Here is a 25331-nt window from a genome sequence, read left to right as displayed (position 1 = left end):
GACGGATCCACGGCCGTGGGTCAGCCGTGGGTCAGCCGCCCGCCCCGTGAACCACCCTGTACAGGATGGTGCGCAGCGTCCGGTCGAGGGTTTCGACGGCCTGCTCCCGTGGGCGGGCACCGGGCTCGCGCCAGGCCGTGTGGCCGTCGGGACGGACCAGAACGGCACCGCCACCGGTGATTCCGTAGAGGTCGGGCCAGGCCGGGTCGATCCCCTGAGGGTCCCGGCCCAGCACATGTGCCTTGAGCGGGATGCCGAGGCGCGCGGCGACCTGGGCGGCGGCCCCCGCCCACGTCGTGCCCTCCGGGCCCGTGAGCAGGGTCAGCCCCGGGCCGAAGAGGTCGAGGAGGGAGGTCCGCCCGCCGTCGGGACCCATCGGGTGGTGCGGGGCGCGGTGTCCGGGACGGGCTGTGGGTTCGTAGTGCGTGTACGGGTCGGCGGTGGTCGGCGGCGGGCTGCCCTCGGGGATCAGGGCGCCGCGCTCGTAGTGGAAGCCCAGGATCAAGCCGTCCTTGACCCGGCGTTTGGGCAGTTCCGTGCGCCAGCGGTCCCAGGTGCCGGTGTCGAGGGCATCGGCGTTGTTGGCGCGGTCCTCGCGCGCGGTCCATTCCGCGACCGGGCGGCGTTCGGTGTCGTAGCTGTCCAGGAGACCGGGCCCCGCCCATCCGCGCAGTACCGCCGCGAGCTTCCAGGCGAGGTTGTGTGCGTCCTGGACTCCGAGGTTGAGGCCGGATCCGCTGAACGGCGTCACCAGATGCGCCGCGTCGCCCGCGAGGAGTACCCGGCCGGCGGACAGCCGCTCCGCGACCTGGCTGCGGCTGGTCCAACTGCCCTCCTCAAGTACCGTCAGCGGCACCTCGGTTCGGCCGATGACGGTCCGGACGACCGCCTCCGCCGATCGAGGGGAGGCCGAACTGCCCTCGCCCAGCACGTGGTTGAAGGTCCAGCGGTCCGGCTGCCGGGCGGGCTGGAGGTAGCCGCGTACGCCGTCGGCGTGCAGGAAGGTGATGCTCGCCCGGCGGTCGCCCAGCAGTGGGTCGAGGCGGGCCTCGAACAGGATGTGCCGGTTCTCCGCCGTCGGACCGCCGCCGCGCAGGGCCACACCCAGCGCCTCCCGCACCGCGCTGCGCGCGCCGTCGCACCCGACGACGTACCGGCATCGCAACAGACGCGAGGTGCCGTCCGGAGCGGTGAGCGTCGCGGTCACGTGCTCGTCGTCCTGTTCCAGGCGGGTGAGCGCGACGCCGTACTGGACGCGGCCGGACGGAATCCTCCGGCGCAGGATGTCCTCGACGGAGTCCTGGGGACAGACCACTGTGGCTTCCGGGCTGTGGGCGGCCCGCCGTCCGGCGACCACGCTGCGGGCCAGCAGGGTGTCGGGCTCGTCGAGGGAGACGAGCGTGCGCGCGAAGGCGAATCGCAGGCCCGTGCTCTCCTGTCCCAGCGCGGCGCCCGTGATCTCGTCGGCGACGCCGAGCTGCCGGAAGACCTCCATGGTGCGGGTGTTCACGGCACGGGCCTTCGGCAGCGTCGACGGAACGGTCCGCCGCTCGACCATGAGAGAGGCGATACCGAACCGCTCCAGCAGCAGGTTCAGGGCGAGACCCGTCGGTCCCGCACCGACGACGAGCACCGGAACCGGAACGGCAACGGGAACGGCAACGGCAACGGGAAGAGACGTGGTCTCGTCGCTCGGGGGATCCGCTTGCACGGGGCTCACCGGATTGTCCTCTCCAGCACGTTGGGACTGAGTCCGGCATCCGTCGGCGTGTCCGCCGGGACGCTCTGCCACCTGCGGGCCCGCGAGCGCAGAGGCCCGACCACCAGGTGCTCGACGAGGAGCGCGACCGCGACGGTGACGGCGGCCCAGGCGAACACCTCGTCGGTGGCGAGGTTGGTCCGGGCCTCCGCGATGCGCGCGCCCACGCCGTCGTGGGCCGCGAGCAGCTCGGCCATCACGGTCGTACGCAGCGAGGTCGTGCCGACCAGCGCGACGGAGGCCAGCAGCGGGGCGGACAGCGCGGGCAGCACCAGATGCCGCAGCCGCTGGCGTGTGCCGACCCGGAACGTGGTCGCCATCTCCATCAGGTCGGAGTCCAGGGACCGTACGGCCTCGGCGATGCCGACAGCGACGACCGGGACCGAGACGAGCGTGGCGACGAACACCGGGACGCCGGCACCGCTGCCCCACCAGACCATGCCCATGACGACGGGGATGATCGGCGGTACGCCGAGCAGGACGGCCCGCAGCGGGCGGCCCAGCCCGTCGGCCGGCCCGCTCCACCCGCTCGCCAGGCCCCAGACGACGCCGATGAGCAGGGCGAGTGCGGAACTCAGTGCCGTACGGCCCAGAGTGCGGCCGATCTCGGTCAGCAGGAGCCCTTCGTCGGCGAGACGGCGGAGGGCCAGGCCGGTTTCGTACGGTGAGGGCACCAGAACCGCCGGTCGGCCGACCGACCACCACTGCCAGGCGCCGAGCAGGACGGCGCAGCCGGCGAGGACGAGGCCCGCGTCACGCGTTCGCCGTGGCGTAGACACTCGCATCCGGGGCCTTCCCTCCGATCAAGTCCGGTGAGGTGTCGGCGAGTTCGTCGAAGAGCGCGGCGAGTTCGGTGCGGGCGGTGTCCGCGGTGCGGTAGCCGGGGGAGAGCCGGGTCAGCAACTGGGCCACCAGGGCTCGCGGTGCCCCGGTGCGTTCGGCGACCTGGGGTGCGACCCGGTCCGGTGCGGCGGAGGCGTTCCTGGCCGAGGCGGTGAGCGCCTGGTTGATCTTCTCCAGGAGCTTGGGGTGGTCGTCCGCGAACGCGCCCCGTACGCCGATGGCGTAGGTGGGGTAGCCGGTCTGGCTGGTGGTGTCGCGCCACTGCTCGCCGAGTTCCAGCACCTGCCGTTTCGGTGCCCCGGACCTGGCGGCGGCGGAGGCCGCCAGGCTGGCCTGGTGTTCGGGCAGCAGCGCGTACTCGGCCTTGCCTGAGCCCACCGCGGTCAGCAGATCGGGCAGGGTGGGGTGATACGTGATGTCGAAGTCCTCACCGGCCTTCAGCCCGTTCCTGGCCGCCAGTTGACGGAACACCACGTCGTTCACGTCGCCCTTGAAGGGGACATGGACCGTGGCGCCGCGCAGGGCGGACCAGGACACGCCTGCTTTCTCCGGGCCGAGCAGCACGTCGGACGGCCCGTCGACGACTCCCAGGATGCGTACGTCGACGCCACGAGTGTGCAGGTTGGCCGCGATGTTGCTGGGCAGGGTGAGCAGATCGACCGAGCCGCTGGTCAGTTGCGTACGGATCTCGTCGGGGCCGCGCAGCTCGGCGAAGCTGACCGAACCGGCCTCCGCTGCCAGCTCCTTGTCGGTCCGGAGCCCTGAAGTGGCCCCGTCGAGTACGACGTTGGGGGCCACCCCGACGCGCAGGCCGGGGGAGTCCGAGTCGGCGCGCGTGCTGCCCTCGCCGCTGTCGGCGCATCCCGCGAGGGAGACGACCGCGGCGAGCGACCCGGCTGCCAGCAGGGGAAGAAGACGGCGTCGGCCGAAGCCAGGGGATCTCACGCGGGCTCTCCAAACTGTCCGGACGTCAACTGCTGGGCGGGTGATGCTCGGTGGGGACCGGTCGGCGAGGTGAGCGCTTCGGTGATCGCCTTTGCCGCCCGGTCGACGTCCTCCGCGTCACGGCGGGCGCGTGGTGCGAGGGGGAGGAAGGTGTGCCGGGGCGACACGGCGGGGGTGAGCACCAGCACCCGGTCCGCGGCCCGAGCCGCCTCGGACGGATCGTGCGTGGCCCACAGGACGGTCGAGTCCGCCTCCCGGGCCAGGGCCAGCAGGACGTCGCGCACCTCCGCGCGCAGCCGCACGTCGAGCGCGGAGGTGGGTTCGTCCAGGACCAGCAGAGGCGCGCCGGGCATCAACGCCCTGGCCAGGGACACTCGTTGGCGCATTCCGGTGGACAGCTCCGCCGGGTACGACCGGTCCACGTCGGTCAGCCCAAGGCGCGCCAGCAGGTCACGGGCCCGCTCCAGGTCCGCCGGACGCGCGGGGCGGCCGAGTGCGAACACGACGTTCTCCAGGGCGGAGCGCCAGGGCAGCAGCCGCGGCTCGGCGAACGCGTAGCCCACCCGGCCGGGAGCGCTGACCGTCCCGGCCGTCGGCCGGCGCACTCCGGCGGCCAGGCGCAGCAGCGTGCTCTTGCCCGCACCCGAGGCGCCCAGCACCGCGAGGACCGACCCCGGTGGCACATCGAGGTCGAAGCGCTCGAACACGGCCCTGCCGCCCACGACATGACTGACACCGCGGAAACCGACACCGCGGAAGGAGGCTCCCCCGCCCGGCATGCACACCTCACCTCGTAAGAGATTAGGTTAGCCTAACTATAGAGTGCCACTATGGCTAGATCCTCCGGCACACCCGCGGGGACGGTGCTCCGAGGCGACAGCGCTCCGCGGGGACGGTGCTCCGAGGTGGCAGTGCTCCGAGGTGGCAGTGCTCTGCGGTGACAGCGCTCCGCGAACACCGGTGCGCCCCCGCTCGCGCTTGAGGCGGGAGCGCACCGAACGTGCCGCGTCACGCGCGCCCGGCTCAGGGCCGCCCGAACGCGAGCACCACGTTGTGGCCGCCGAAGGCGAAGGAGTTGGACAACACCGCCGAGACCCGGGTGTCGAGCGGCTCGCCCGCGACCAGGTCGAGGCCGAGCGCCAGGTCGGGGGCGTCGAGGTTCGCCGTGGGCGGCACCACCTGGTGCACGAGGGTCTGCACGGCGGCCACCGCCTCGATGGCGCCGGCCGCGCCGAGGGTGTGGCCGGTCATCGACTTGGTGGCCGTCACCGGGATCCGGGCGGCGACCGGGCCCAGGGCCGTCGTCAGGGCGGCGGCCTCCGCCGCGTCGTTGAGGACGGTTCCGGTGCCGTGCGCGTTGACGTGGGAGACCTCCTCGGGAGCGAGCCCGGCGGAGCGCAGCGCGCCCGTCACGGCCCGGGCGGCCGCGGCACCGTCCGGGCGGGGCGCCACGACGTGGTACGCGTCGCAGGTGCGGCCGTAGCCGAGGAGTGCGGCCAGCGGCTCGGCGCCCCGGGCCCGTGCGTGATCCGCGTCCTCCAGTACGAGAACGGCGGCACCCTCGCCGAGGACGAACCCGGTGCGGTCGGCGCCGAAGGGGCGACTCGCCCGCTCGGGCTCCTCGTTGCGGGTGGACAGCGCCTTCATCTTGGCGAAGCCGCTCACGACCAGGTCGGTGACCGGAGCCTCGGTACCGCCCGCGAGTACGACATCGGCCTCGCCCGTGACGATCATCTGGTGCGCCGTCAACAGGGCGTCGGCGCCGCTGGCGCAGGCCGTCACGGTGGTGGTGACGGGCCCGCCGAGGCCGTACCGGATGGCGATCCAGGAAGCCGAGCTGTTCGACATCGACATCGGGATGAAGCGTGCTCCGACCCCTCCCGGCCCCTTGCGTGCCAGGGCGGTTCCGTTGTGCCGGATGCTCTCGGCGCCGCCGCAGCCGGTGCCGAGCACCACACCGATCCGGTTCCGGTCGGCCGCGTCGAGATCCAGACCGGCGTCCGCCAGGGCCAGCGACGCGGCTGCCGCGGCCAGGTGGGTGACCCGGTCGGTGGCGATGAAGTCGCGCCTGGCGAGGCGGAGTTCGTCGGGCAGGTCCACCTCCGCCGCGATCCGGACCGGCAGGTCGGAGGCGTCGAACCGGCTGATGGGCCGTACCGCGCCGCGTCCCTCCAACTGGCCGGCGTGGAACGCCTTGGCGCCGACGCCCAGCGAGGTCACCGGGCCGAGTCCGGTCACGACCACGCGACGGCCGGTCATATCGCGGGCTCCGTTATCGCGGGCTCCGTTATCGCGGGCTCCGTGCCGACGGGACACTGGGAGTCCACATAGGCGATGACATCACCGAGCGAGGTGAGGGACAGGGCCACCTCGTCGGTCACGGGCACGCCGAGCTCGTCCTCCATCGCCGAGACCAGCTCGACCAGGTCGAGTGAGTCGAGCCCCAGGTCGTCCTTGAAGCGGGCGGTGCGGGTGAGTTCGTCGGGCTGCAGGCCCAGGCGGTCCACCAGGACGTCGACGAGTCGCTGCTCTGTGGTGCTGTTCATGCGGGTGTCCTCCTGCGTCGGGTTCTCTGCTTCGGTGCGGTGTTCTCTGTTGCGGTTGTCCATGCCGGACACGGGTGCCCGGCATCGTGCAGTGGGGAGTGGGGCGAAGCGCCTGCGGTTCGGGGTTCAGTCCTGCGGCGGGCGCCAGGCGTCCAGGTCCGCGTGGAGCGCCAGTTCGCGGCAGACCGCCTCGAAGTCCGCGACGAACCGGTCGGCCTCGGCGAAGGTGAGCACCAGCGGCGGCTGGATGCGCATCACCCGGGTGCGGTTGGCCGTGACGAAGGTGAGGATGCGGTGGTCGCGGGCGAGCGAGGCCACGAAGCGGAGGCACATCAGGTCGCCGAGGGTGGATTCCATCGCGTCGCCGGCCCGGGACAGTGCCGTACGCAGGTCGTCCGGCAGCCAGTCGGCCAGTGCGCGCAGGTCGCCCGGGAGCCTGGTCAGGAGTTCGTCCGTGACGGAGGAGACCGCTCCGGAGAAGTCGCCGTCGAACTCGATGGCGGTCATCAGGCCGATGCCGCGGATGTCCTTGACGAAGCCGTACGACTCGCACACCGTGCGCAGGGAGCCGCGCAGATGCTCCCCGACCTTCAGCGCGTGCTCCGGCAGCCCCTCGGCGGTGAGTACGTCGAGGGTGGCCAGGCCCGCCACCGCCGCGAAGTTGCCGCCGCCGAAGGTCGAGGAGTGCAGCATCGAACGGTTGGTGCTGCCGTACGCCGCGTCCCACAGGTCCGCCCGGCACAGGGTCGCCGCGATGGGCACGAGTCCTCCGGAGAGCGACTTGGCCACGCACAGCACATCCGGGTCGAGGCCGTCGTGCTCGGCGGCGAAGAGCGCTCCGGTGCGGCCGAGTCCGGTCTGGATCTCGTCGAGCACGAAGGCCGCCCCGGCCCGCCGGCACAGCTCCCGCGCCGCCCTCAGATAGCCGGCCGGCGGCAGGACGACACCGCCCTCGCCCTGCACCGGTTCGACGATGAAGGCCGCCGCGCCGTCGAGCACGGCTGCCAGCGCGTCCAGGTCCCCGTACGGCACCGCCGCCGTGTCGGGCAGCAGCGGGCCGAACGGCTCCCGGTGCGCCGCCCGGCCGGTGACGGACAGCGCCCCCAGCGTCTTGCCGTGGTAGCTGTTGTCGGCGTACACGAGGCGGGTGCGGCCGGTGGCCGCGCGGGCCACCTTGAGCGCGGCCTCCACCGCCTCGGTGCCGGAGTTGGAGAAGAACACCCGCTCGGGCCGGCCGGGGGCCAACTCGCTGAGCCGCTCGGCGAGTTCGGCGGCCTGCTCGGGCATGGAGACGTACTGCACGAAGGTCGGCGAGCCCCGGTCCAGGAAGCTCCGCAGCCGCTCGGTCACCACCGGGTGGTTGTGGCCGAGGTTGAGACATCCGTACCCGGCGACGAAGTCCAGGTAGTCGGTGCCGTCCTCGGTGGTCAGTGTGCAGCCGCGGCCCGTGGTGAAGACCCGGTCCAGGCCGTGGGCCTCGAAGAGCCGGGCCATGGGCGGGTTGATCCGCTCCCGGAACCGTCGCTTGGTCATCTCGGTGACCCCCGGTGCCCGTTCCGCCGGGGTGTGAGCCGCCGTGGTGCGGGCCGGGCGGTGGTGGCGGGCCAGGCGCAGTACCTCCTCGTCGGCGACCGGCCGGCCGAAGGAGGCGAGCGGGACGGGCGTGAAGCCGTGCCGGGCCGCGAGGGCACCGATCGTGCGGACCCGGTCCAGGGCCAGTTCCCGGCCGAGCGAGAACGACCGGGCGTGTCCCTCCAGGGCGAGCACCAGCGTCTCGGCGAGACAGCCGTTGAGCTGCTGGGTGGGGCTGGGCAGGGCGCCGTCCCCGATCACGACGTCTGCGGAGCCGCTGACCAGGCCGCCGTCGATGACGAGTACGTCGCTGCTGTCGCGCGGCGCCGCGGTCACGTCGCGGGGCAGTGCCACGTCGACCACCACCGAGCCCGGCGGCAGCCGGTCGGGGTCCACCAGTCCGCCGGCCGACGACGCGGTCACGAACAGGCGGGTTTCCGGGGAGCATTGGGCGACCTCGTCGACCAGCCGGACCCGGTCGTGGTCCTCGGCGGCGAGGTGCGTGAGCAGCGCCGAGGGGGCCCGCCTGCCGCGCCGGCACACCAGGTCCAGCGGGAAGCCGTCGGCCAGCAGCAGCTTCGCCACCGCCAGGCCGATGGAACCGGGGTAGCCCACCACGGCCACCCGGGTCGACTCCGGCGTCAGCTCCAACAGCCGTACGACATGCAGCAGTTCCTGCTGGGCGGCGTACACCGTCAGCGAGTTGCCGCTGGTCACCGCCGTACCGACCTGGCGTTCCGTCCACACCCCCCGGTCGCCGACGATCGAGGTGGCGCCGCCGAGGCCGATCAGCCGGGCCCCGGCGTCCCGCAGCCGGGCCGCCTCCGCGGCGACCATCGCGCGTGCCGTGTTGGGGCGGCGCAGCAACTGCTCGGCGGTGTACGGGAGATAGCGCACCTCGCCGGTACATCGGGCGCCGGTCGGTGAGGTGACGGAGGTGATCAGCGGCATGGGAACGCTGTGCCGGACGCCCGGTGCGCGCTCGGTGCCGCGGTGCTCGTCCAGGATCCGGCCGAACAGATCGAGGGCACGGACCTGGTTGCGGTGTCCGGAGCTGACGGGATGGGCGAGGAAGCCGAAGGGGACCGGCGTGGCCGGTAAGTCCGCTTCGGGCGCGGACGGGGCAGAGGTGTCCGCCGTGGACTGGGCAGGCGGAATCGCCGAACGGGACAAGACTGTGCCTCCGGAAAGGAAGAGCAGGTGAGGAAGAGCAGATGAGGAAGAGCGGTGAGGAGAGGGCGAGCCGGAACGCGGGCGCCGGATTCAGGCGCGGCCGCTCGCCGAGGAGGACCGGGCGGACCGGGCGGACCGGCGCGAGGGCAGGGCGAGCGCGGAGAGTTCGTCGCGCTGCCAGCCCAGGGAGGAGAGCAGGCTCAGGCCGTCGCCCTCGTTGTTGTGGGACAGCAGGACGGAGCAGACGTTCACGGTGGCCGGCCGGGTCAGCCAGTCACGCAGCTGGTCCGGGTGGACGTCCGGGACGTGCCGGTGCCGGACGGTGAGGCCGCCGAAATTTCTGGTCCGCTCCGGTTCCAGCAGGTGCACCACCTGGTTCTGGCGGCTCAGACCGGAGCCCGAGCGGCCCTCGTGGTACGAGCGGATCACCGAGTGCCCGCCGTCGACGAGCCGGAAGAGGGTCAGATTGCGGCGCAACGGCCGCCCGTGCAGACAGACCTGCTGGACGAGCGACGGGACGATGTCGGGTACGAGGGCCGAGGCGCCGTCCCCGATGAAGGCGAGGACGTTGTCGTCCCGGGTCAGTGCCACCGCGGGCACCGCCTGGAGCGCGTCGCCCATCAGGGCCCGCCCGTACCACCCGGAGAAGCCCGGCCCGGTCCGGGGGAGGTTGCGGATCGCCGAGAAGCCCCCGCGCCCCACGTCGAACACCCCCGTGTATGTGTAGCCCTCCTGCGTGATCAACTGTTCCAGTACGCCACCGAGTCGGTGGAAGAAGTAGTTGGCGGACATGGGCAGGACGGGCAGGGCGTGCACGGCGTCGTCCGCGCTGTGCTGTGCCTCGGCGATGGCGGTCCGGCGCCGGGCGAGCACGTCGGGTTCGACGGCGAGGCGTTCGCGCAGCGCGCGCAGGAAGCCGCGGGCCTCGGCGTGCACCGGGTGGTCGGCGAACGGGGCGAGGTGCGTGGCCTCGCGAGTGATCTGGACGACGCGCAGGTTCCGGGCCAGGGCGCGTGGTGAGAACGGCGTGGACGCCTCACTGACACGGCTCTTGAGGAAGAACAGGGCCTGTTCCTCGCGCGGGCGCAGCCGTCCGCCGTGGTGCAGGAATCCGTGCACCCGGGCCGAGTAGCCGTAGAGCCCGAGGCTGCCCAGGTACTCGTCGACCTTGCGGCCGTCGCGGTACGCCGCCACGCTGCCGGGCCGGGTGAGGGAGTCGGCGAGCGCGATGCCCGCGCCCGCCGCGATCTCGTGGACGAGGCCGGACTCCTCGCCGTCGAGCCGGCCGCACTGCCACAGCAGCCTGGCGGGGCCGGAGTTGACGAGGTCTGTCACCGGAGCGAGCTGGTCCTCCGCGACCCGCAGTACGGCCCGGGGCCGCCGCTGACCGGCGGGAACCGGTGCCAGGGGCGCGGCGGAGGCGAGTACCGACGGCGTAGCGAGCAGGACGACCGGTCCTTCGCTCTCGTGGTAGGCGGTGAACGCGGCCGACAGATCCTCCTGGAGCGTGGCGGGATCCGCCAGGTACACATGGGGGATCCGGCGTGCGGTGAGCACCGCCCGGGAGTCCTCGGCCGCGTGGACCGTGCCCTGGAACGGGAACCACGCCTCGCGCGGGGAGTCGGCACAGACGATGAAGCCGCGCGCCCCGGCCTGGCGCAGGTTGGCCAGGGTGCCCCGGAACTCGTCCACCATCCCGCTGGTGACGATGATCAGGTACGGCGCCTCGTCGAGCTGCCAGCGGGCCAGCGCACCACAGGCCAGGCTGTGTTCGCTCGGGCCCCGCAGTACGGGGTTGCCCTGTCCGGCGGCCAGCCGGTCGAGCTCGTCGATGAGTCCCGAGACGACCGAGCCGGTGTAGTAGTGCAACCCCCAGGCGGAACCGGCCTGTTCGGTGAGGAAGCCGTGCAGGGCCCGGGCCAGCGCCGGAGGTCCGGTGCGCGAGGCGGAGCGCAGGGCCGAGCTGCCGTGGGTCTGCTGGACGTGGTCGGTGAACCGGCGGACCACGTCGGCCGTGAGCACCCAGGGCTCGTCAGGGAGTTGGAGCACTTCGTGGTCCTGGGCGACGCGGACGGAGTGCGGCGGCCCCTCCGCGTACACGGCTGTCCGGGGCACGGGTGGCCGGTCCCCCGGGACGCGGGGGAGGACGGCGGCCAGCCGGTCCACGGCTTCGGCGACGGTGGCTTCGAGCGGCGCGGCACCGAGGCCCGCGCCCGCCGCGTCGACGAGCAGGAGAGGCGGCGCGGTCGCGGCGCCGTGTGTCCGCTCGCCGAAGACCTCGGCGGCCTTCGGCAGGGTCTCGGCGGTGATGAGCCGGATCTCGGCCCGCGGTAACGCCCCGGCCAGGAAACGCCGTGCCTTGCCGAGCAGATTCTGGTAGGCGGGACGCCTCGTTCGGTCAGGGGCGGAATCGGTCTCCGCGGGCGGTTCACCCGCACTTGGTGTCTCGGAGAGTAAGCGTTCGGAACCGGCCACCACGTCGGTCAGTGCGCAGCGCACCGCGGCGTGGAAACCAGGACGCTTGCCCACGGACATGACGAGGAGCTGAGGTGGACTTTCCATGCTGTGGACAGGATTCAACTTCTGATCTCCGTTCCGGTCATGGAGCGAGCGCGCGAACGCACACCAATGCGGCTGACCAGCACGAATCCCCGTTGATTCCCCGTTGTCCCCCCGCAGCGCGGCGCACCGGACGCGAGTCCGATCCCCCAGTTCGCGCGTCCTCACTATATGCGCACTCTAGTTCCCACATCTACTAAAAAAGGAAACAAGACGGCCCCTCCGCCGGGTGAGGAGGAGGGGCCGTGGCGCGTGAGGTGGGTGAGAACCGGTCAGCCGTCGCGCAGGCCGACCTTGTCGTGCAGTCGGCGCAGTGGAGCCGGGGCCCACCAGTTGGCCCGGCCGCAGAGTTTCATCACGGCCGGTACGAGGATGCCGCGCACCAGGGTCGCGTCCACCAGCACCGCGAGCGCGAGCCCCGCGCCGAGCAGCTTGAGCAGGCTCAGCTCCGACGTCGCCAGGGCGCCCAGCACGGTCGCCACGACCAGCGCGGCGGCGGTGATCAGACGGCCGGTGTGGTCGATGCCGAAGACCACGGCCCGCGTGTTGTCGCCGGTCGCGAGGTACTCCTCCCGGATCCGGGACAGCAGGAAGACGGTGTAGTCCATGGAGAGGCCGAAGGCCACGCAGAACATCAGCACCGGGACGGTGACCTCCAGCTGCCCGGTGTGGACGAAATCGCCGACCAGCCACTTGAGATGGCCGTCCTGGAACACGTACACCATCGCCCCGAAGGAGGCGGTGAGGCTGAGGGTGTTGAGCACCAGGGCCTGCAACGGCACCACGAGGCTGCCGGTGAACAGGAAGAGCAGGATCAGCATGCTCAGGGCGATCACCGCGACGGCGTACGGGATGCGCTCCATGAGCGAGTCCTTGGTGTCCACCAGCGAGGCCGCCTCGCCGCCGACCAACGCCTCGGCGGGCGCCCGCACTTCGCGGACGTCCTCGGTGTGCCGCTCGCCGGCGGCGGAGTTGGGGTTGGTGTCGGACACGACGTTCAGCCAGACACCCCGGGCGTCGGCGAACGTCCCGGCGGTGGGGCCGGGTTCGGCGACCTGCTGTCCCGTCGCCCAGCTGCCGAGGGGGCCGTCCACCCGTACGGTGCCGTCCGTTCGGGACAACGCGGCCATGTAGTCGGTCAGTTCGGCGTCCCGGCCGTCCTCCGGCAGGTCAGGCAGCACCACGGTCACCGGGGCCGTGCCCGCACCGTCGAAGCCGGAACGGATGGTGTCGGCCGCCGTCTGCGCCGGAGCCCCTTGAGGGAGGATGCGGTCGTCCGTGAGGCCGAACCGGGCGTGCGCGAAGGGCAGGGCGAGCGCGATCAGCAGCACGGCCACGCCGGCCCCGGCGAGCACCGGACGGCGCATCACCCCGGTGGCCAGCCCGTGCCAGACGCCGCCCCCCTCCGTGGCCGCGCCCGGCAGGCGCCGCCGCAGCCCGGCGAACACGTCGAGCCGGTCGATCCGCCGGCCGATGACGGCCAGCGTCGGCGGCAGGATCACCAGCGAGGTGACCGCGGCCAGGCTCACCACCGCGATACCGGCGTAGGCGAGTGACTGGAGGAAGGCGATCGGGAACACCAGCAGGGCGGCCAGGGACAGCACGACCGTGAGCGCGGAGAACAGAACGGTCCGTCCCGCGGTACGCAGACTGTGGGCGATGGCCTCGACGACCTCGCTGCCCCGCGCCAGCTCCTCGCGATAACGGGTCACGATGAACAGGCTGTAGTCGACGGCGAGTCCGAAGCCCAGCGCCGTGGTGACGTTCATCGCGAACAGGGAGACATCGGTGAAGCCGGCCAGCAGACGCAGGACGGCCAGGGTGCAGACGACCGAGACGACGCCCACCAGCAGCGGCAGCAGAGCCGCCACCAGTGAGCCGAAGGCGGCCAGCAGGATGATCAGGGTGAGCGGCGCGCCGATGAGTTCGGCCTTGGTCAGGTCCTCCTCGCTCTGCTTCTCCAGCGCGTCGTTGATCGGAGCGCGTCCGGTGGCCGTGACCGTGAACTCGCCCTGCTTGCCCGAGAGTTCCTCGGCCAGCTCACCCGACCGGTGCGTGGCCTCGTTCTCGTCGCCGGACAGCCGCACCAGGATCAGCGCGGAGCGGCCGTCCTTCGAGCGCAGCGCGGGGTCCTGGGACGTCCAGTACGACTCCGCGTAGCCCACTCCCTCCAACTCCCGGATCCGGCCGGTCAGTTCCGTGCCCGCCTCGGCCGCCGCCGGGTCCGCCACCTGACCCTCGCCGGTGGCCAGCAGCACCATGTTGGGGGAGCCGGTCCCGAAGCGGTCGGCGAGCAACTGTTCGGCCTTCGCCGACTCGGAGTCGCTCGCCGTGTAGCCGCCGCTCGACAGGTCGCCCGCCGCTCCCGCTCCGAACAGCGCGGCGGCAAGCGAGACCGCCGCGATCAGCAGGAAGACGGGGGTCCTGCGGCGCACCAGCCGCCGGGCGAGTGAGGCGAGTCCGCGCTCGGGAGGTGGCTGCGCGGGAGGCGGCGCTAAGGGCTCGGCGGCCACGGCGCGTGTCGTCTGATCTGAGTGCTTCAAGGGTGCCCCCATGACGTGTGGTGAGGTGGGTGACCGGCCCGGCCATCGCCTGCCACGCGTCCGGGCCGGGCCTCGTCGATGGTCAGCGGTGTCGATTCGCCGTCGGACGCTCAGCTCTCGCCGACCAGATGACGACAGAGACCGTCGTGCACCCAGTCGGCCCATTCCTGGGAACTCCAGCCCCGCTCGGTGACCAGCAGGTGGTAGATCTCGGGGCCGAGCAGGGTGTAGCTGATGTCCGCGGCGCGGTCGGCGGACAGGCCCGGCGGGAACGGCTGCTTCTCGGCGAGGGCCTTCACCAACTGCGCCTGGACCTCGAAGCGTTGCTCCTTGTTCCGTTCCCAGAGCGGCGTGATCTCTTCGTTGTTCAGGGCCGCGTTGCGCAGCACTTCCAGCATCGCGCCGACCCGTTCGTAGATCTCCCGGGCCCCGGCCACCTGGTGGCGCAGCTGTTCACGTGGGTCCTCGGCCGCGACCGCGTCCCGGAACCACTCGCGCTCCATGGTCGGTATGGGCCGCTCGTCGCCCGCGATCCGGACGTCCAACACCTCCTTGAGGATCGTGAACTTGGTGCCGAACTTGAAGTACACCGTCTGCACCGCGACCCCGGCCTCGCGGGCGATCGCCTCGATCGTCGTGCCGTCGTAGCCGTGCTCGACGAACAGCCGCAGCGAGGCGTCGAGCAGCCGGGCCCTCGTCTCGTTGGAGCGTTGGCGTCTTACGCCTGGTTTCCCTGCCATGGTCCGTCTACCGTTCAGTTGCTAGAGTTGCCATCTAGAGTGAAACAATAAATAGCGCTCTCTGATGATGGAGGCAAGCGTGGACACGCAGGAACGCGCCAAGGCCGATCGACTCGGCGGGCAGCGCTCACCACGCGCTCTGCTACCCCTGCTCACGGCGAGCATGGGTCTGTCGATGTTCGTGCTCTTCGCCCTGGGTGCCCTGGGGCCCACGCTCCTTTCGGAACTCGGCATATCGCGCTCGCAGTTGGGCTCGCTGACCGCCGTGGCGTTCGGTACGGCATCGTTGCTCTCCCTCTTCAGCGGACACCTCACCGACCTGATCGGCGGCCGACGCGCCCTGCTGATCCTCCTGGTGACGGTGGCGGCGGTCTTCGTCGTCCTGCCCGCGGGCGGCGGGTACGGCTGGCTGCCGGCCGGGCTCGTACTGGCCGGCGCGGCGCAGGCGTTCGCCAACCCCGCGACCAACCGTCTCATCGCGGCCCATCTCCCCCCGGAGCGGCGGGCCGCCGCCGTGGGCGTCAAACAGTCCGGTGTGCAGTTCGGCGCCTTCGCCGCCGGACTGCTGGTTCCCACCCTGGCCGCGGCCACGTCCTGGCGCGGCACCCTCGCCCTGGTCGTCCCCGTCGCGCTCGCCGCCGCCGCTGCCGCCTTCATGCTGCCGCGCGACCAGCCGCGGACGACCGGCCCGGCGCGCCTCACACTGCCCAAGCGCCCCAACCGGGCCGCGGGATGGCTCATCGTCTACTCGCTCGGCATCGGCACGGCACTCGCCGCGCTCAACACCTACCTGCCGCTCTACGCCCATGAAGAACTCGGCATGGGGGAGCGGATCGCGGGTGCCCTCATCGCGGTGGTCGGCGGCGCGGGAATCGTCGCCCGGGTGGTGTGGACCCGGCTGAGCGGCCGGCTCGCGGACATCGCCGTGCCGCTGCTGGTACTGGCGGCCGTGGCGGTCTGCTTCGTACCGCTCATGGTCGCCGCCACCCGGCTGACCTGGCTGGTCTGGGTCGCCGCCATCGGCCTGGGCGGCTCCGCCGTCGCGGCCAACGCCGTCTCGATGGTCGCTGTCGTGCGCAGCCCGGCCTTCGGGGCCACCGGCCATGCCTCCGCCCTGGTGTCGATGGGCTTCTTCGGCGGTTTCGTGGTGGGACCGCTCGGCTTCGGGTTTCTGGCCGATACGTCGGCCGGCTACCCGGCGGGCTGGGCCATGGCGGGCCTGTCCTTCCTCGTCTCCGTCGTGAGCGCCTTCCAGGTGCGCCGGGCGGTGGCGGAATGACGAGGGCGGTGACGACTGAGGAAGAACCCGCGGGCGGGCAGCGGGCGGCCGCTCAACTCACCGTGCCGGAACCGCTGTTCCGCGCGGCGGACAGCCTCTGGGCGCCCTCGCCCGTGGCCGCCGGCCCCTGGCGTCCCGGTCTTCTCCACGGCGGAGCGGTCGCCGCCCTGCTGGCGCACCTCGCCCAGCGGGAACTCGGCGAACGGCCGCTGACCCGGATCTCGGTCGACTTCCTGGGACCGCAGCCCGCCCAGCCCCTCGCGGCGGCCACCCGTACGGTGCGCGCCGGCCGCAGCTTCGGCCTGGTGGACGTCCTGTTGACCGCCGACGGCACCGACATCGCCAGGGCGAGCGCCCTCGGCGTACGCGACGCGGCGACCGCGCTGCCCCGGCTCGCGCAGGAGCCCCCGATGCCGCACCGCACCGGCGGCCTGCTCACGCACGCCCCCTACGGCGACGAACCCTCCTTCAACCGCGACGCGGTGGAGGTCGTCGTCGTGGACGACCCGGCCAACCCGCACGGCGGAAGCGCCTGGGCCCGGCTGCGCACCGGGGTCGCCGGGGCCGCCGCACCGCCCTGGCTCGCTGCCGTCGCGCTGGCCGATCTCACGCACGGGATCGGCGCGGTCCTGCCCCCGGACCGGTACCACTGCGTCAACCTCGATCTGACCGTCCACCTCGTGCGTCCCCCGACGGGGGAGTGGATCGCGCTGCGCGCCCGCACTCGCCCGGGGCCCGGGGGAACGGGGGTCGCCGAGACCGTACTGATGGACGACGCGGGCGCCTTCGGCACGGCCGCGCAGACCCTGCTGATCACCGCAGACCTTGCTGATCACCGAGGAGTGGGATGACGCCGAGCACGCGCGCGCACGCGACCGAGGGCGCCATCGCCCTGCTGCTCCAGCGGATACGCACCACCGCCGACGAGGTCGAGGACCGTTTCCCGCTCTACGCGGATCCCGCCGACGGCCGCTGGTTGACCAGTCGGCGCGGCTCGTGGACCGGAGGCTTCTGGGCCGGACTGCTCTGGCTCGCCACCGAGGAGGAGGCGACCGGCAACGCGCGCGCCCTTCCGCGGACCGGCAACGGTCGCCCCCTTCGACGCCCCCTTCCACAGACCGGCAGCGGCCTCCCCGTTCGGCGACGGCAGCCGACGGACGTCCTGCGGCAGGCGCAGGACGTCACCGCCAGGCTCCGGGCCCGGACCCACGACGACACCGACACGCGTGCCCTCACCTTCTGGTACGGCGCTGCCCAGGGCTACCTGCGGTGCGGCGACTCCGCCGCGGCGGATGTCGCGGCGGCGGGCGCGGCCGCCCTGGCCGCCGCCGCGCACCCCCGGTACGGCGTCGTCCCGGCGGGCACGGCGCTGGGCCGCGGCGACCGGGGCGCCGACGAACTCACCGTGGACTCGGCCGCCGCCGTGGTCGCCCTGCTCGCCTGGGCCGGCCGGGAGTTCGGGCAGCCGTCCTGGGAGGACACCGCTCGCCGCCACGCGTCCGCCGTACGCCACCTCTGTCTGGCGACGGACGGCGGGGTACGCGCGTACGCCCGGCTGGACGGTGCTCCCGGCGAGGCTCCCGCCGGGACATGGGCACGAGGCCAGGCCTGGGGCATGCTCGCGCTCACCACCGCCGCGCGCACCGTGGACCGTGACGGCCCGGCCCGGTACGACGGGTACCGGGAAGCGGCCCTGCTGGCCGCGGACTTCTGGCTGGACCGCACGGGCAGCGCCGTTCCGCCGTGGAGCTTCGGCGACCCCGACGGCGTACGGGACACCTCCGCGGCGGCGATCGCGGCCGAGGCCATGCTGGGGCTGGCCGAACTCGTACCGGGCCCGCGCGGCGACGCGCTGCGGGCCGCGGCGGTCCGGCTGCTCGGCCTGCTGGTCTCCGGTCACCTGACGACCGGGGCCGCCGGGACACCGGGCGGCCCGCCGGCCGGGATGCTGCTGGACGGCTGCTACGACATGGCGTCCGGCACGGCCGTCGCCCACGAACTGATCTGGGGCGACTACTTCCTGCTCTCGGCCCTCAAACGGCTCGGCGGGAGTGATTGAACCAGTGGTGGGGGCCGCAAGATCGGTTCCTGCGGCCCCCACCCGGGCGGAGAAGCCGAGCGCCGGACCCGTCCGGACGGCCGCGGGACCGGCCGCGGGACCGGGGGCTCAGAAGACGTCGGGCTGCGCCTCGGGGTCCGACTCGTACGCCCTCAGCAGCCGCTTGGCCACGGTGTGGACATGCAGTTCGTCCGGCCCGTCGTAGATCCGGGTGGCCCGCGCCCGCCGGTACATGCGGCTGAGCGGGGTGTCGTCGATCAGCCCCTCCGCACCGTGGACCTGCACCGCGCGGTCCAGCACCTGGCACAGGGCCCGCGAGGCCAGCACCTTGGCGGTCGCCACGTCCGCGTAGGCGCGACGGCCCGACTGCACCGCCGCCGCGGCCCGCAACACCTGGGAGCGCGCCGCCTGGAGGTCGGTGTACGAGTCGAACACGTGCTGCTGCATGAGCTGCTTGGCGGCCAGCGGTTCCAGGAACGCGGTGCGCTGGTGGAGGCGTCGGCACATCAGGTCGAAGGCCCGCCGTGACTGGCCGAGCCACTGGATCGCCCGCAGCGTACGCCCGAGGTCGAGCCGTTCACCCGCCGCGGCGAAACCGGCTCCGCGCTCCCCGATCATGTACTCGTCCGGCACCCGCACATCGTCGAGGCGCACTTCACGGTGGTCGCCGTCCGTGCCCAGGACCGACAGCTCCCGTACCGTGCGGAACCCGGGGGTGTCGGTCGGCACCAGGAACATCGTGAACGCCTGCGAGTTGGGTATGCCCATGGGCTCCGTACGGCACATGACGGTGATGAAGTCGGCGTGCGCGGCGCGGCTGAACCACTTGCTGCCCCGGATCATCCAGCCGTCGGCGGTCGGTCGCGCCTTGGTCGTCATCAGGGACGGGTCCGAGCCCGAGCGGCCGGGCTCGGACATGCCGTAACAGGGGGTCACCAGACCGTCGAGGAGGCCGGGCAGATAGCGGTCGCGGACCGTGGGCCGGGCGTGGCGGCTGAGCATGAGCGCGTCCAGCAGGTGCTCCGACCCCAGCACCGCCGGGCCGAACTCCGATTCGCCCTCGGCCTCACCGAGGTGCACGTAGTCGGTCAGCGGCATGTCCCGGCCGCCGAGTTCGGCCGGATGGGACAGCCCCCACAGCCCGTTGGCGCGGGCCTTGTCCTGCAAGTCGCGCAGGGCGGTCTGCGCGCCGGTACCGCCGGCGAGCAGCGCGGGCTCGGTGGGGATCACCTCGCCGCGGATGAACTCCCGTACGCGGTCGCGCAGTTCGAGGAGTCGGTCCGGGAGGGCGAAGGGGTCGTCGACGGCGGAGTTGTCGACGACGGCGTTGTCGGCCGCGGCATGGTCGACGGACGGCCGGGGCGGTGTCTCGATCGTGGGTGTGTTCATGGTGAGCCTGTCCTTCGAGCGGAGGGCCCGCGGTGCCGAAAGGCAGCGGCCGGGACGGTGCGAGAGGAGTGGTGCCGGGCCCCGACGAGGGAAACAGGGCCCGGCACCGGCTTAGGGGTCCTTGCACTATGAGCGCCAGACCACGCGACCCGGGCGGGCATAGTGCAAGGACCCCTTAGGAGGCGGCGGCCGTCGCGGTCGCCGAGGCCCGCAGGGCGTGTTTGTCGACCTTGCCCGCCGGGCTGATCGGCAACTCGTCGACGACGTGGAACAGTTCGGGGAGCTTGGCCCGCTCCAGTCCCTGGTCCTCGTAGAGGTAGCGCCGTATCTCCGCCAGGTCCGGCGCCTCCTGTCCCGGCAGCGGCACGGCCCATACGCAGACCCGCTCGCCGAGCGAGGGGTCCGGTACGCCGAGGCAGACGGCGCTCTTGACGGCGGGGTGCGTGTTGACCATCTGCTCGACCTCCGCGGGGCTGATGTTCAGTCCCGCGCGGATGATGATCTCCTTCATACGGCCGGTGATGTTCAGCCGCCCCGACGGGTCGATCCGGCCCAGATCGCCGGTGCGGACCCAGCCGTCCGGCGTGCGGTACTGGCTGTCCAGCTCGGGCGCGTTGACGTAGCACAGCGGGCTCATCGGCCCCCGGGACCAGATCTCCCCGACCTCACCGGGTGCGGCCTCCGCCCCGTCGTCCCGGGTGATCCGGATCGTGGTCACGTCCGGATTGGGGCGTCCCGCCGTCGTTTTCACCGTGGTGAGGTCGTCCTCGATCTGGGTGTGGCAGTTGACGCCGTCGGCGGATCCGTACAGGTTCACGAAGGCACAGCCGAAGGCGCGCACGCAGTCCTCGACGGTCTGCGGGTCCACTCCCGCGCCGCCGCAGACGAGGGCGGTCAGCGAGGACGTGTCGATCCGGCCGGAGGCGCCGGGCCGCAGCCGCGGATCGGCCAGCATCTCCTGGAACATCGTGGGCACGCCCATGATGTGGGTGGGCCGGTGCCGTTCGATCGCGGCAACCGCCTCGGCGGCGTCGAAGCGGGGCAGCACCACCAGCGTGCCGCCGAGCACCGCGAGGGTGACCGAGGTGCCGGTCGATCCGAACGACGAGGCCAGCGGGACCAGGAACATGATGCGGGGCGGCGCCTCCCCGCGGACCAGTGAGCGCATGAACTCGCCGCGCCCGCCCGCCAGGGCGTTGTGCGAGTAGGCGACCATCTTGGGTTCGGCCTCCGAGCCGGAGGAGACCAGGATGCGCGCGGCGGCGTCGGGGTCGGGGCGGCTCACCGGCTCCCATGGCACGGGCGGCCCAGACGGCCCAGACGGCCCAGACGGCCCAGACGGCCCAGACGGCTCGGCCGGATCGCGCAGCGCCGCGTCCAGCGAACGCATCCCGGCCGGGGGTTCGCCGAGCACGAACACCTCGCGCAGATCGGGCAGTTGGGGCCGCAGCTCGTCCAGCATGGTGCCGTAGTCCGTGCCGCCGATGTGCCGGGTGACCACCGCGGTGGCGGCCCGGGAGCGGCGCAGCATGGCAAGCGTGTCCTGGCGCCGCCGGCCCACCGGGTACGGCAGGCAGACCGCGCCCAGGGCGGCCACGGCCAGGTCCACGGCGCAGGCCAGCCGTCCGTTCGCCAGGTTGACCGCGACGACGTCGCCGGGGCGGGTACCGGCGTCGGCGAGGGCGCGGGCCAGCCGGAGAGCGGTGCGGCGCAGCTCGGCGTAGCTGATCGCGCCCTCGCCGTCGAGGACCGCCGGTGCCAAGGGGTGTGACTCAGCCTGCTCCTCGAACAACTCGAAGAGCGTCCTGCCGGGGCAGCGTCCCGCCTTCGCCCACTCGGTACGCAGTTCGGCGGGGACCAGGTCGTGGAACGTGGTGTTCATGCCTCGAACCTCCAAGGGGCGGTGACGAAGGTGCATTCGGCGTGGCTGAGCGCGTGGCGGGCGACCGGGGAACGGCCGAGGTCGCGCAGATCGGTGAGGACCTCGGCGGCGCCGACACCGGCATCCGTCAGCAGGGCGGTCCAGTCCCCGGCGGAACGTTCCGTCAGCTGGGCGGCCACCGCGGCCCGCAACGCGTCGTGGGCAAGCCCCGTGTCGAGGCCGAGCACCCCGCACAGCCGGCCGACCGCCGTGTGCGAGCCGACCGACAGCGCCAGCAGGCCGTCGGCGGTGGGCCAGGGGCCGGTGAGGTCCGGCAGTTCGGGTTTCGCGCAGCCGGAGACACGCGGCTCCAAGCCCTGCTCCAGGGCCTCGTACTGCACGACGGTCGAGGCCGAGAGGAGGGAGGAGTCGACGCGTACGCCCCGGCCGGTGCGTTCGCGCAGCAGCAGTCCGGCGAGCACTCCCTCGGCCGAGACCAGCCCGCCCAGGACGTCGATCAGGGTCATCAGGGAGGTGCGGGGAACACCGTCGACGCTCATCATGTCCGCGAGTCCGGAGTGCGCCTGGGCCATGAAGTCGGTGCCCAGCGGCGGCCGTTCGCCCAGCGCGTCGCCCCATCCGGAGGCGTACGCGTAGACCAGCCGGGAGTTGACGGCGGACAGCTCGTCGGAGTCGAGACCGAAGGCGGCGGCCTTTCCCGGTGCCCAGTTGTGAAGGAAGGCATCGGCCCCGCGCGCCAGGTCCAGCACATCACCGCGGCCCTGAGGCGACTTCAGATCGGCCTGCAGGACGCGCTTGCCCTTGTTGAGCGCGAGGAAGCGGGCCGAGCAGTCGCCGGTCATCGGGGGCATGCCGCGCAGCGGGTCACCGCCCGGCGGCTCGACGCGAATCACGTCCGCACCGAGCAGGCCCAGCACGTGGGTGGCCAGCGGGGCCTGGATCCGACGGCCCGCCTCCACCACGCCGAACCCCTCCAGCGGACGGTCCGCCGACGGCGCGCGGAACACGGGGGCGGGCAGATCCCGGACGTCGCCGTACGGGGTCAGACGCCACGGGCCGGCGACCGTGCCGTCGACCAGGACGCCCGGGTCGGTGCGGCGTTCGGCCACGGTGCGGACCCGGCACAGGCTGATGCCGGTGCGGGCGGCCACCTCGGAGATCTCCGCGAAGTCCCGGGCGGCGAGGGCACCGGACAGGGAGCGCGGCAGCGGTGAGACGGCCTTGGGGTAGCGCAGGACGAAGGGCTGCCAGCCCCGGCCGACGTCTTCGAGGGGAACACCGAGTTCGGACCAGAAGGCCCGCCACGGCTGCGGGTCGAGCGCCTCGGCCTCGAACCAGACACCGTCGCGGCTCCGGAACGGCGGGCCCGCCTCGACATCGTCCGCGGGCACCACCTCGTCCTCGTCCGCCGTGGCGGCGGCCAGATACTGGGAGACCGTCAGCAGCGCGGCATGGGTGACCGAGGTGCCGGTGCGCGACAGCGGGGTGCCGCGCTCGTGCGCGATGAGCGCGGCCAGCACGCCGTGGACCGCGAGCACACCCGCGCAGGCGGACACGTACTCCAGGGGCAGCGGGGCGGGTGCGCCGACGCGCCGCCCGTGCACGGCCATCACCCCGGTCGTGGCCTGTACGGAGACCTCGTCGGCGACGACGTTCGGAGCCTCGCCGCACGACCAGCCGATGTGACAGCTGAGCGCGGGCCCGGAGCGGCCGGGGGGAACGATGTCCAGGGTCCCGGGTTCGACACCGCCCGGACGCCGGAGCGCCCGGGCGCCCAGACAGGACAGATGCCGCAGAGCCACGTCCAGACCTCGGGAGCGATCGGCGTACAGCACGGTGAAGCCGGCCAGCGGCCCGGCGTCCCGTCCGGTACGAGACGGCTGAGGAATCTTGATGCCGGATGCTTGCGCAAATGTTTGCTGACCGCTGATACTTGTCTGCAAGGAAATACCCTTCGACTGGTTTTCCGCACGCTCCGAGGCTTGATCGAACGCGCGGGAAACATTCCTTGGAGCACCGTGAAAATGGACCTGTGAAGCGGGCGGTGAATTCACCCGAAAAGTGCGCGCCGGAATACCCGGTGCCGCGCACGACTCGGGAGACAGGTGGAAGAGGCGCGGTGTTCAGCCGCTGGGGACGTCGTCGGCCGGCTCCAGCGAGCCGTCCCTCCGAAGCTGCCCCAGCCGTCCGGAGCGCAGGAGGTGGTCGGTGAACGTCCGCACCACCACACCGTCGCGGACCAGGAGTTCGTACGGCAGCGCGTCGCCCTCGGCGCAGATCTCGCCGACCAGACCGGGAGGCAGGGACCGCCCCGCCTCGTCGAGGACGCGGACCCGGACGTTCGGCGAGGGCCGGCCGAGGTTCGGCAGCAGCCTGCACTCCGCGTCGGCGGGCCCCAGCCGGCGCGCGGTCCAGGGCAGCGGCCCGCCGTCCCCGCTGAACTCGGAGATCAGCCGGGTGCCCTCGACCCGGGAGAAGTGCTGTTTGACCAGATCCGCGGAGCAGGGAGTCCCGCTCACCACCACGGTGCCCAGACCCGCGTGGGAACGCGCGGCGGCCGCGGTGTCCAGCGTGTCGAGCAGTTCCTGATAGCCCTCCGTCGTCAACAGGACGTCCGCCGGGAGCGCTCCCGGGGCCCGCGGCGCGACCCCGGCCAGGGCGTGCGGCCCGCCGTCGCCCAGCCAGGTCAGGCGCGCCCCGCAGGCGAACGCCCACCACATCGCGGACAGGGCGGCGGCGCCGGCGAGGTCGCCGCCCGAGACGATCTCGGTCGACACATGGCCGGCTCGTCGCACACGGGAGGCGGTCGCGGAGGTCCATGCGGAGTGGGCCGACAACCGGGCCTCGGCCGGACGCCTGGCGCGACGGTCGACGAGGAGGTAGGCGGCCTCGGTGAAGTCGGAGCGGGGCAGGGAGTCCTCGACGGGCGCCTCACCCGGCCTGGCCCGGCCCGAGAGCCCGGCGAGGACCGTGTCCCGTGGGCTCAGGACACGGCAGTGCCGCTCCCAGGGGAGACGCGAGCCGCTCCCGCACAGCGCCCAGCGCGCCCCGCTGAGCGCGGCGATCTCCCGGGCCTGCTCGGCGGCGACCCGGCCGACCGGAACACAGACCGCTCCCGCCTTGAACACCGCGAGCTGGTCGACGACCGCACGGACCGGGTCGTCGCACACGACCACGACGGGTTCGCCGAGTTGCACGCCCGAGCGCACCAGGGCGGACGCGAGACGCACCGCGCCCGCCTCGGCCTCGCCGTAGGTGAGCCGCCGCACCCCCGGTGGCCCGTCCGGTCCGGCCGGCACGTGCACGGCGACTCTGCCGGGGCGAGCCCGCGCGATCCTGCCGAAGGTGCGGTCGAGCGTGGTGGCCGGGATGGGCGCGAGATTCTGTGCCCACGCGCGCAGGTCCTCGTCGTCGGCGGGACAGGCGACCGGCACCTCACCCGCCGTCGACGCCGGTCGGTACTCGTGGCGCAGCGCGTGGACCAGGCGGTCCATCTGCCGCTGCGCGCATGTCCCGTTGAGGGTGAGGACGCCGTCCGCCCGCTCCGCGACCTCCAGTTCGATCCGTTCGGGAAGGTCGGACTCGGCGTTGGGCGTGGTGATCGAGATCGTGCCGGCACCCGCCACGAGGCCGCCGATGCGGAGGGCGGCCTCGCGGAGGGGTAACTCGGGCGGGAACGCCATCCGGACCGGAGCCGCACCCCGGACACCGACCCGCGTGACGCCGTCCGCCGTCTGGCGGGAGAGAGCGGTGCAGGCCACGGCCATCGCCACATGGGTCCGGGTGGTGCTCCAGCGCGCGGCGAGCAGGCCGAGGCGCTGTGTGCAGTCGTTGAATAAGCTCCTACAGTGGCCAGCTATTTCTGTGTCCTGGCTCATTTAGACGGCCCCCCGTCGTGTCGCCTTGCATGATTTCCAGTGCGTTGTGGGCACAGCCCATCTGCATTGCGGATCATCGTTCTGCCAACACGCGCGAATAAATCTCTACTCTAGTGTTCGAATCTAGTCAAGTAATTTGCTAGTGCGACCAATCTGTCTGGATT

17 protein-coding genes are annotated in these 25331 nt (G+C 72.6%); 3 read left to right on the top strand and 14 right to left on the bottom strand.

The window, feature by feature from the left end:
* Positions 1-31: 31 nt before the first annotated feature.
* From OHA11_RS07950 to OHA11_RS07905, 10 genes are all read right to left on the bottom strand, one after another.
* Entirely contained in the window at positions 32-1720 is a 1689-nt protein-coding gene (locus OHA11_RS07950; protein ID WP_266493418.1) for an FAD-dependent monooxygenase, read from the bottom strand.
* Entirely contained in the window at positions 1717-2538 is an 822-nt protein-coding gene (locus OHA11_RS07945) for an ABC transporter permease (protein ID WP_266493416.1), read from the bottom strand. The genes OHA11_RS07950 and OHA11_RS07945 overlap by 4 nt, the downstream gene beginning before the upstream one ends.
* Positions 2513-3547 carry an ABC transporter substrate-binding protein gene (locus OHA11_RS07940; protein ID WP_266493414.1) on the bottom strand — a complete coding sequence of 345 codons (1035 nt, stop codon included), beginning with the start codon at positions 3545-3547 and terminating at the stop codon, positions 2513-2515. The genes OHA11_RS07945 and OHA11_RS07940 overlap by 26 nt, the downstream gene beginning before the upstream one ends.
* Complete coding sequence (locus OHA11_RS07935) at positions 3544-4326, bottom strand: ABC transporter ATP-binding protein (RefSeq protein ID WP_266493411.1); 783 nt, start codon at positions 4324-4326, stop codon at positions 3544-3546. Before OHA11_RS07935 ends, OHA11_RS07940 begins: the two co-directional genes overlap by 4 nt.
* Positions 4327-4570: 244 nt before the next feature.
* Positions 4571-5806, bottom strand: coding sequence for a beta-ketoacyl synthase (locus tag OHA11_RS07930; protein WP_266493408.1), 1236 nt, complete (start codon positions 5804-5806; stop codon positions 4571-4573).
* On the bottom strand, positions 5803-6093 hold the full coding sequence (locus OHA11_RS07925) for an acyl carrier protein (protein ID WP_266493407.1): 291 nt from the start codon (positions 6091-6093) through the stop codon (positions 5803-5805). Before OHA11_RS07925 ends, OHA11_RS07930 begins: the two co-directional genes overlap by 4 nt.
* A gap of 126 nt (positions 6094-6219) precedes the next feature.
* Positions 6220-8838: an aminotransferase class III-fold pyridoxal phosphate-dependent enzyme gene (locus OHA11_RS07920; RefSeq protein ID WP_266493405.1), complete on the bottom strand. Its 2619-nt coding sequence runs from the start codon at positions 8836-8838 to the stop codon at positions 6220-6222.
* 90 nt (positions 8839-8928) lie between these two features.
* Entirely contained in the window at positions 8929-11400 is a 2472-nt protein-coding gene (locus OHA11_RS07915; RefSeq protein ID WP_266493402.1) for a hypothetical protein, read from the bottom strand.
* 269 nt (positions 11401-11669) lie between these two features.
* Entirely contained in the window at positions 11670-13940 is a 2271-nt protein-coding gene (locus tag OHA11_RS07910) for an MMPL family transporter (RefSeq protein WP_266493399.1), read from the bottom strand.
* Between the two features lie 110 nt (positions 13941-14050).
* Positions 14051-14680: a TetR/AcrR family transcriptional regulator gene (locus OHA11_RS07905; protein WP_266493397.1), complete on the bottom strand. Its 630-nt coding sequence runs from the start codon at positions 14678-14680 to the stop codon at positions 14051-14053.
* A 79-nt stretch (positions 14681-14759) separates the two neighbouring features.
* Here OHA11_RS07905 and OHA11_RS07900 point away from each other — a divergent pair, with 79 nt between their 5' ends.
* Genes OHA11_RS07900 through OHA11_RS07890 form a run of 3 tightly spaced genes read left to right on the top strand, consistent with a single transcriptional unit; the run spans position 14760 to position 18018 of the window.
* Complete coding sequence (locus OHA11_RS07900; protein WP_266493394.1) at positions 14760-15959, top strand: MFS transporter; 1200 nt, start codon at positions 14760-14762, stop codon at positions 15957-15959.
* A gap of 8 nt (positions 15960-15967) precedes the next feature.
* On the top strand, positions 15968-16810 hold the full coding sequence (locus OHA11_RS07895; protein ID WP_266493391.1) for a thioesterase family protein: 843 nt from the start codon (positions 15968-15970) through the stop codon (positions 16808-16810).
* Positions 16807-18018 carry a sugar ABC transporter permease gene (locus OHA11_RS07890; protein ID WP_266493388.1) on the top strand — a complete coding sequence of 404 codons (1212 nt, stop codon included), beginning with the start codon at positions 16807-16809 and terminating at the stop codon, positions 18016-18018. The genes OHA11_RS07895 and OHA11_RS07890 overlap by 4 nt, the downstream gene beginning before the upstream one ends.
* 108 nt (positions 18019-18126) lie before the next feature.
* On the opposite strand, the gene OHA11_RS07885 is transcribed toward OHA11_RS07890, so the two are convergent.
* The 4 genes from OHA11_RS07885 to OHA11_RS07870 all read right to left on the bottom strand — a co-directional run bounded on the left by OHA11_RS07885 (position 18127) and on the right by OHA11_RS07870 (position 25056).
* Positions 18127-19407 carry an acyl-CoA dehydrogenase family protein gene (locus tag OHA11_RS07885; RefSeq protein WP_266493386.1) on the bottom strand — a complete coding sequence of 427 codons (1281 nt, stop codon included), beginning with the start codon at positions 19405-19407 and terminating at the stop codon, positions 18127-18129.
* A 175-nt stretch (positions 19408-19582) separates the two neighbouring features.
* Entirely contained in the window at positions 19583-21289 is a 1707-nt protein-coding gene (locus tag OHA11_RS07880) for a class I adenylate-forming enzyme family protein (protein ID WP_266493384.1), read from the bottom strand.
* The gene (locus OHA11_RS07875; protein WP_266493382.1) at positions 21286-23232 is read right to left on the bottom strand and encodes a CoA transferase; all 1947 of its coding nucleotides are present in this window, start codon (positions 23230-23232) and stop codon (positions 21286-21288) included. Before OHA11_RS07875 ends, OHA11_RS07880 begins: the two co-directional genes overlap by 4 nt.
* Before the next feature lie 180 nt (positions 23233-23412).
* Positions 23413-25056 (bottom strand): AMP-binding protein, encoded by a 1644-nt coding sequence (locus OHA11_RS07870; protein ID WP_266493381.1) that lies wholly within the window; start codon positions 25054-25056, stop codon positions 23413-23415.
* Positions 25057-25331: the final 275 nt, after the last annotated feature.

Source organism: Streptomyces sp. NBC_00878, from assembly GCF_026341515.1.
Taxonomy (GTDB): domain Bacteria; phylum Actinomycetota; class Actinomycetes; order Streptomycetales; family Streptomycetaceae; genus Streptomyces.
Note: the sequence above shows the minus strand (reverse complement) of the source record. Positions and strands in the feature narration are given on the sequence as shown.

Excerpts from the sequence above, each read along its gene's own strand:
- OHA11_RS07880 (WP_266493384.1), bottom strand. The coding sequence starts at position 21,289 with ATGAACACCACGTTCCACGACCTGGTCCCCGCCGAACTGCGTACCGAG.
- OHA11_RS07885 (WP_266493386.1), bottom strand. The coding sequence starts at position 19,407 with ATGAACACACCCACGATCGAGACACCGCCCCGGCCGTCCGTCGACCAT.
- OHA11_RS07915 (WP_266493402.1), bottom strand. The coding sequence starts at position 11,400 with ATGGAAAGTCCACCTCAGCTCCTCGTCATGTCCGTGGGCAAGCGTCCT.
- OHA11_RS07925 (WP_266493407.1), bottom strand. The coding sequence starts at position 6,093 with ATGAACAGCACCACAGAGCAGCGACTCGTCGACGTCCTGGTGGACCGC.
- OHA11_RS07935 (WP_266493411.1), bottom strand. The coding sequence starts at position 4,326 with ATGCCGGGCGGGGGAGCCTCCTTCCGCGGTGTCGGTTTCCGCGGTGTC.
- OHA11_RS07905 (WP_266493397.1), bottom strand. The coding sequence starts at position 14,680 with ATGGCAGGGAAACCAGGCGTAAGACGCCAACGCTCCAACGAGACGAGG.
- OHA11_RS07870 (WP_266493381.1), bottom strand. The coding sequence starts at position 25,056 with ATGGCCGTGGCCTGCACCGCTCTCTCCCGCCAGACGGCGGACGGCGTC.
- OHA11_RS07930 (WP_266493408.1), bottom strand. The coding sequence starts at position 5,806 with ATGACCGGCCGTCGCGTGGTCGTGACCGGACTCGGCCCGGTGACCTCG.
- OHA11_RS07890 (WP_266493388.1), top strand. The coding sequence starts at position 16,807 with ATGACGCCGAGCACGCGCGCGCACGCGACCGAGGGCGCCATCGCCCTG.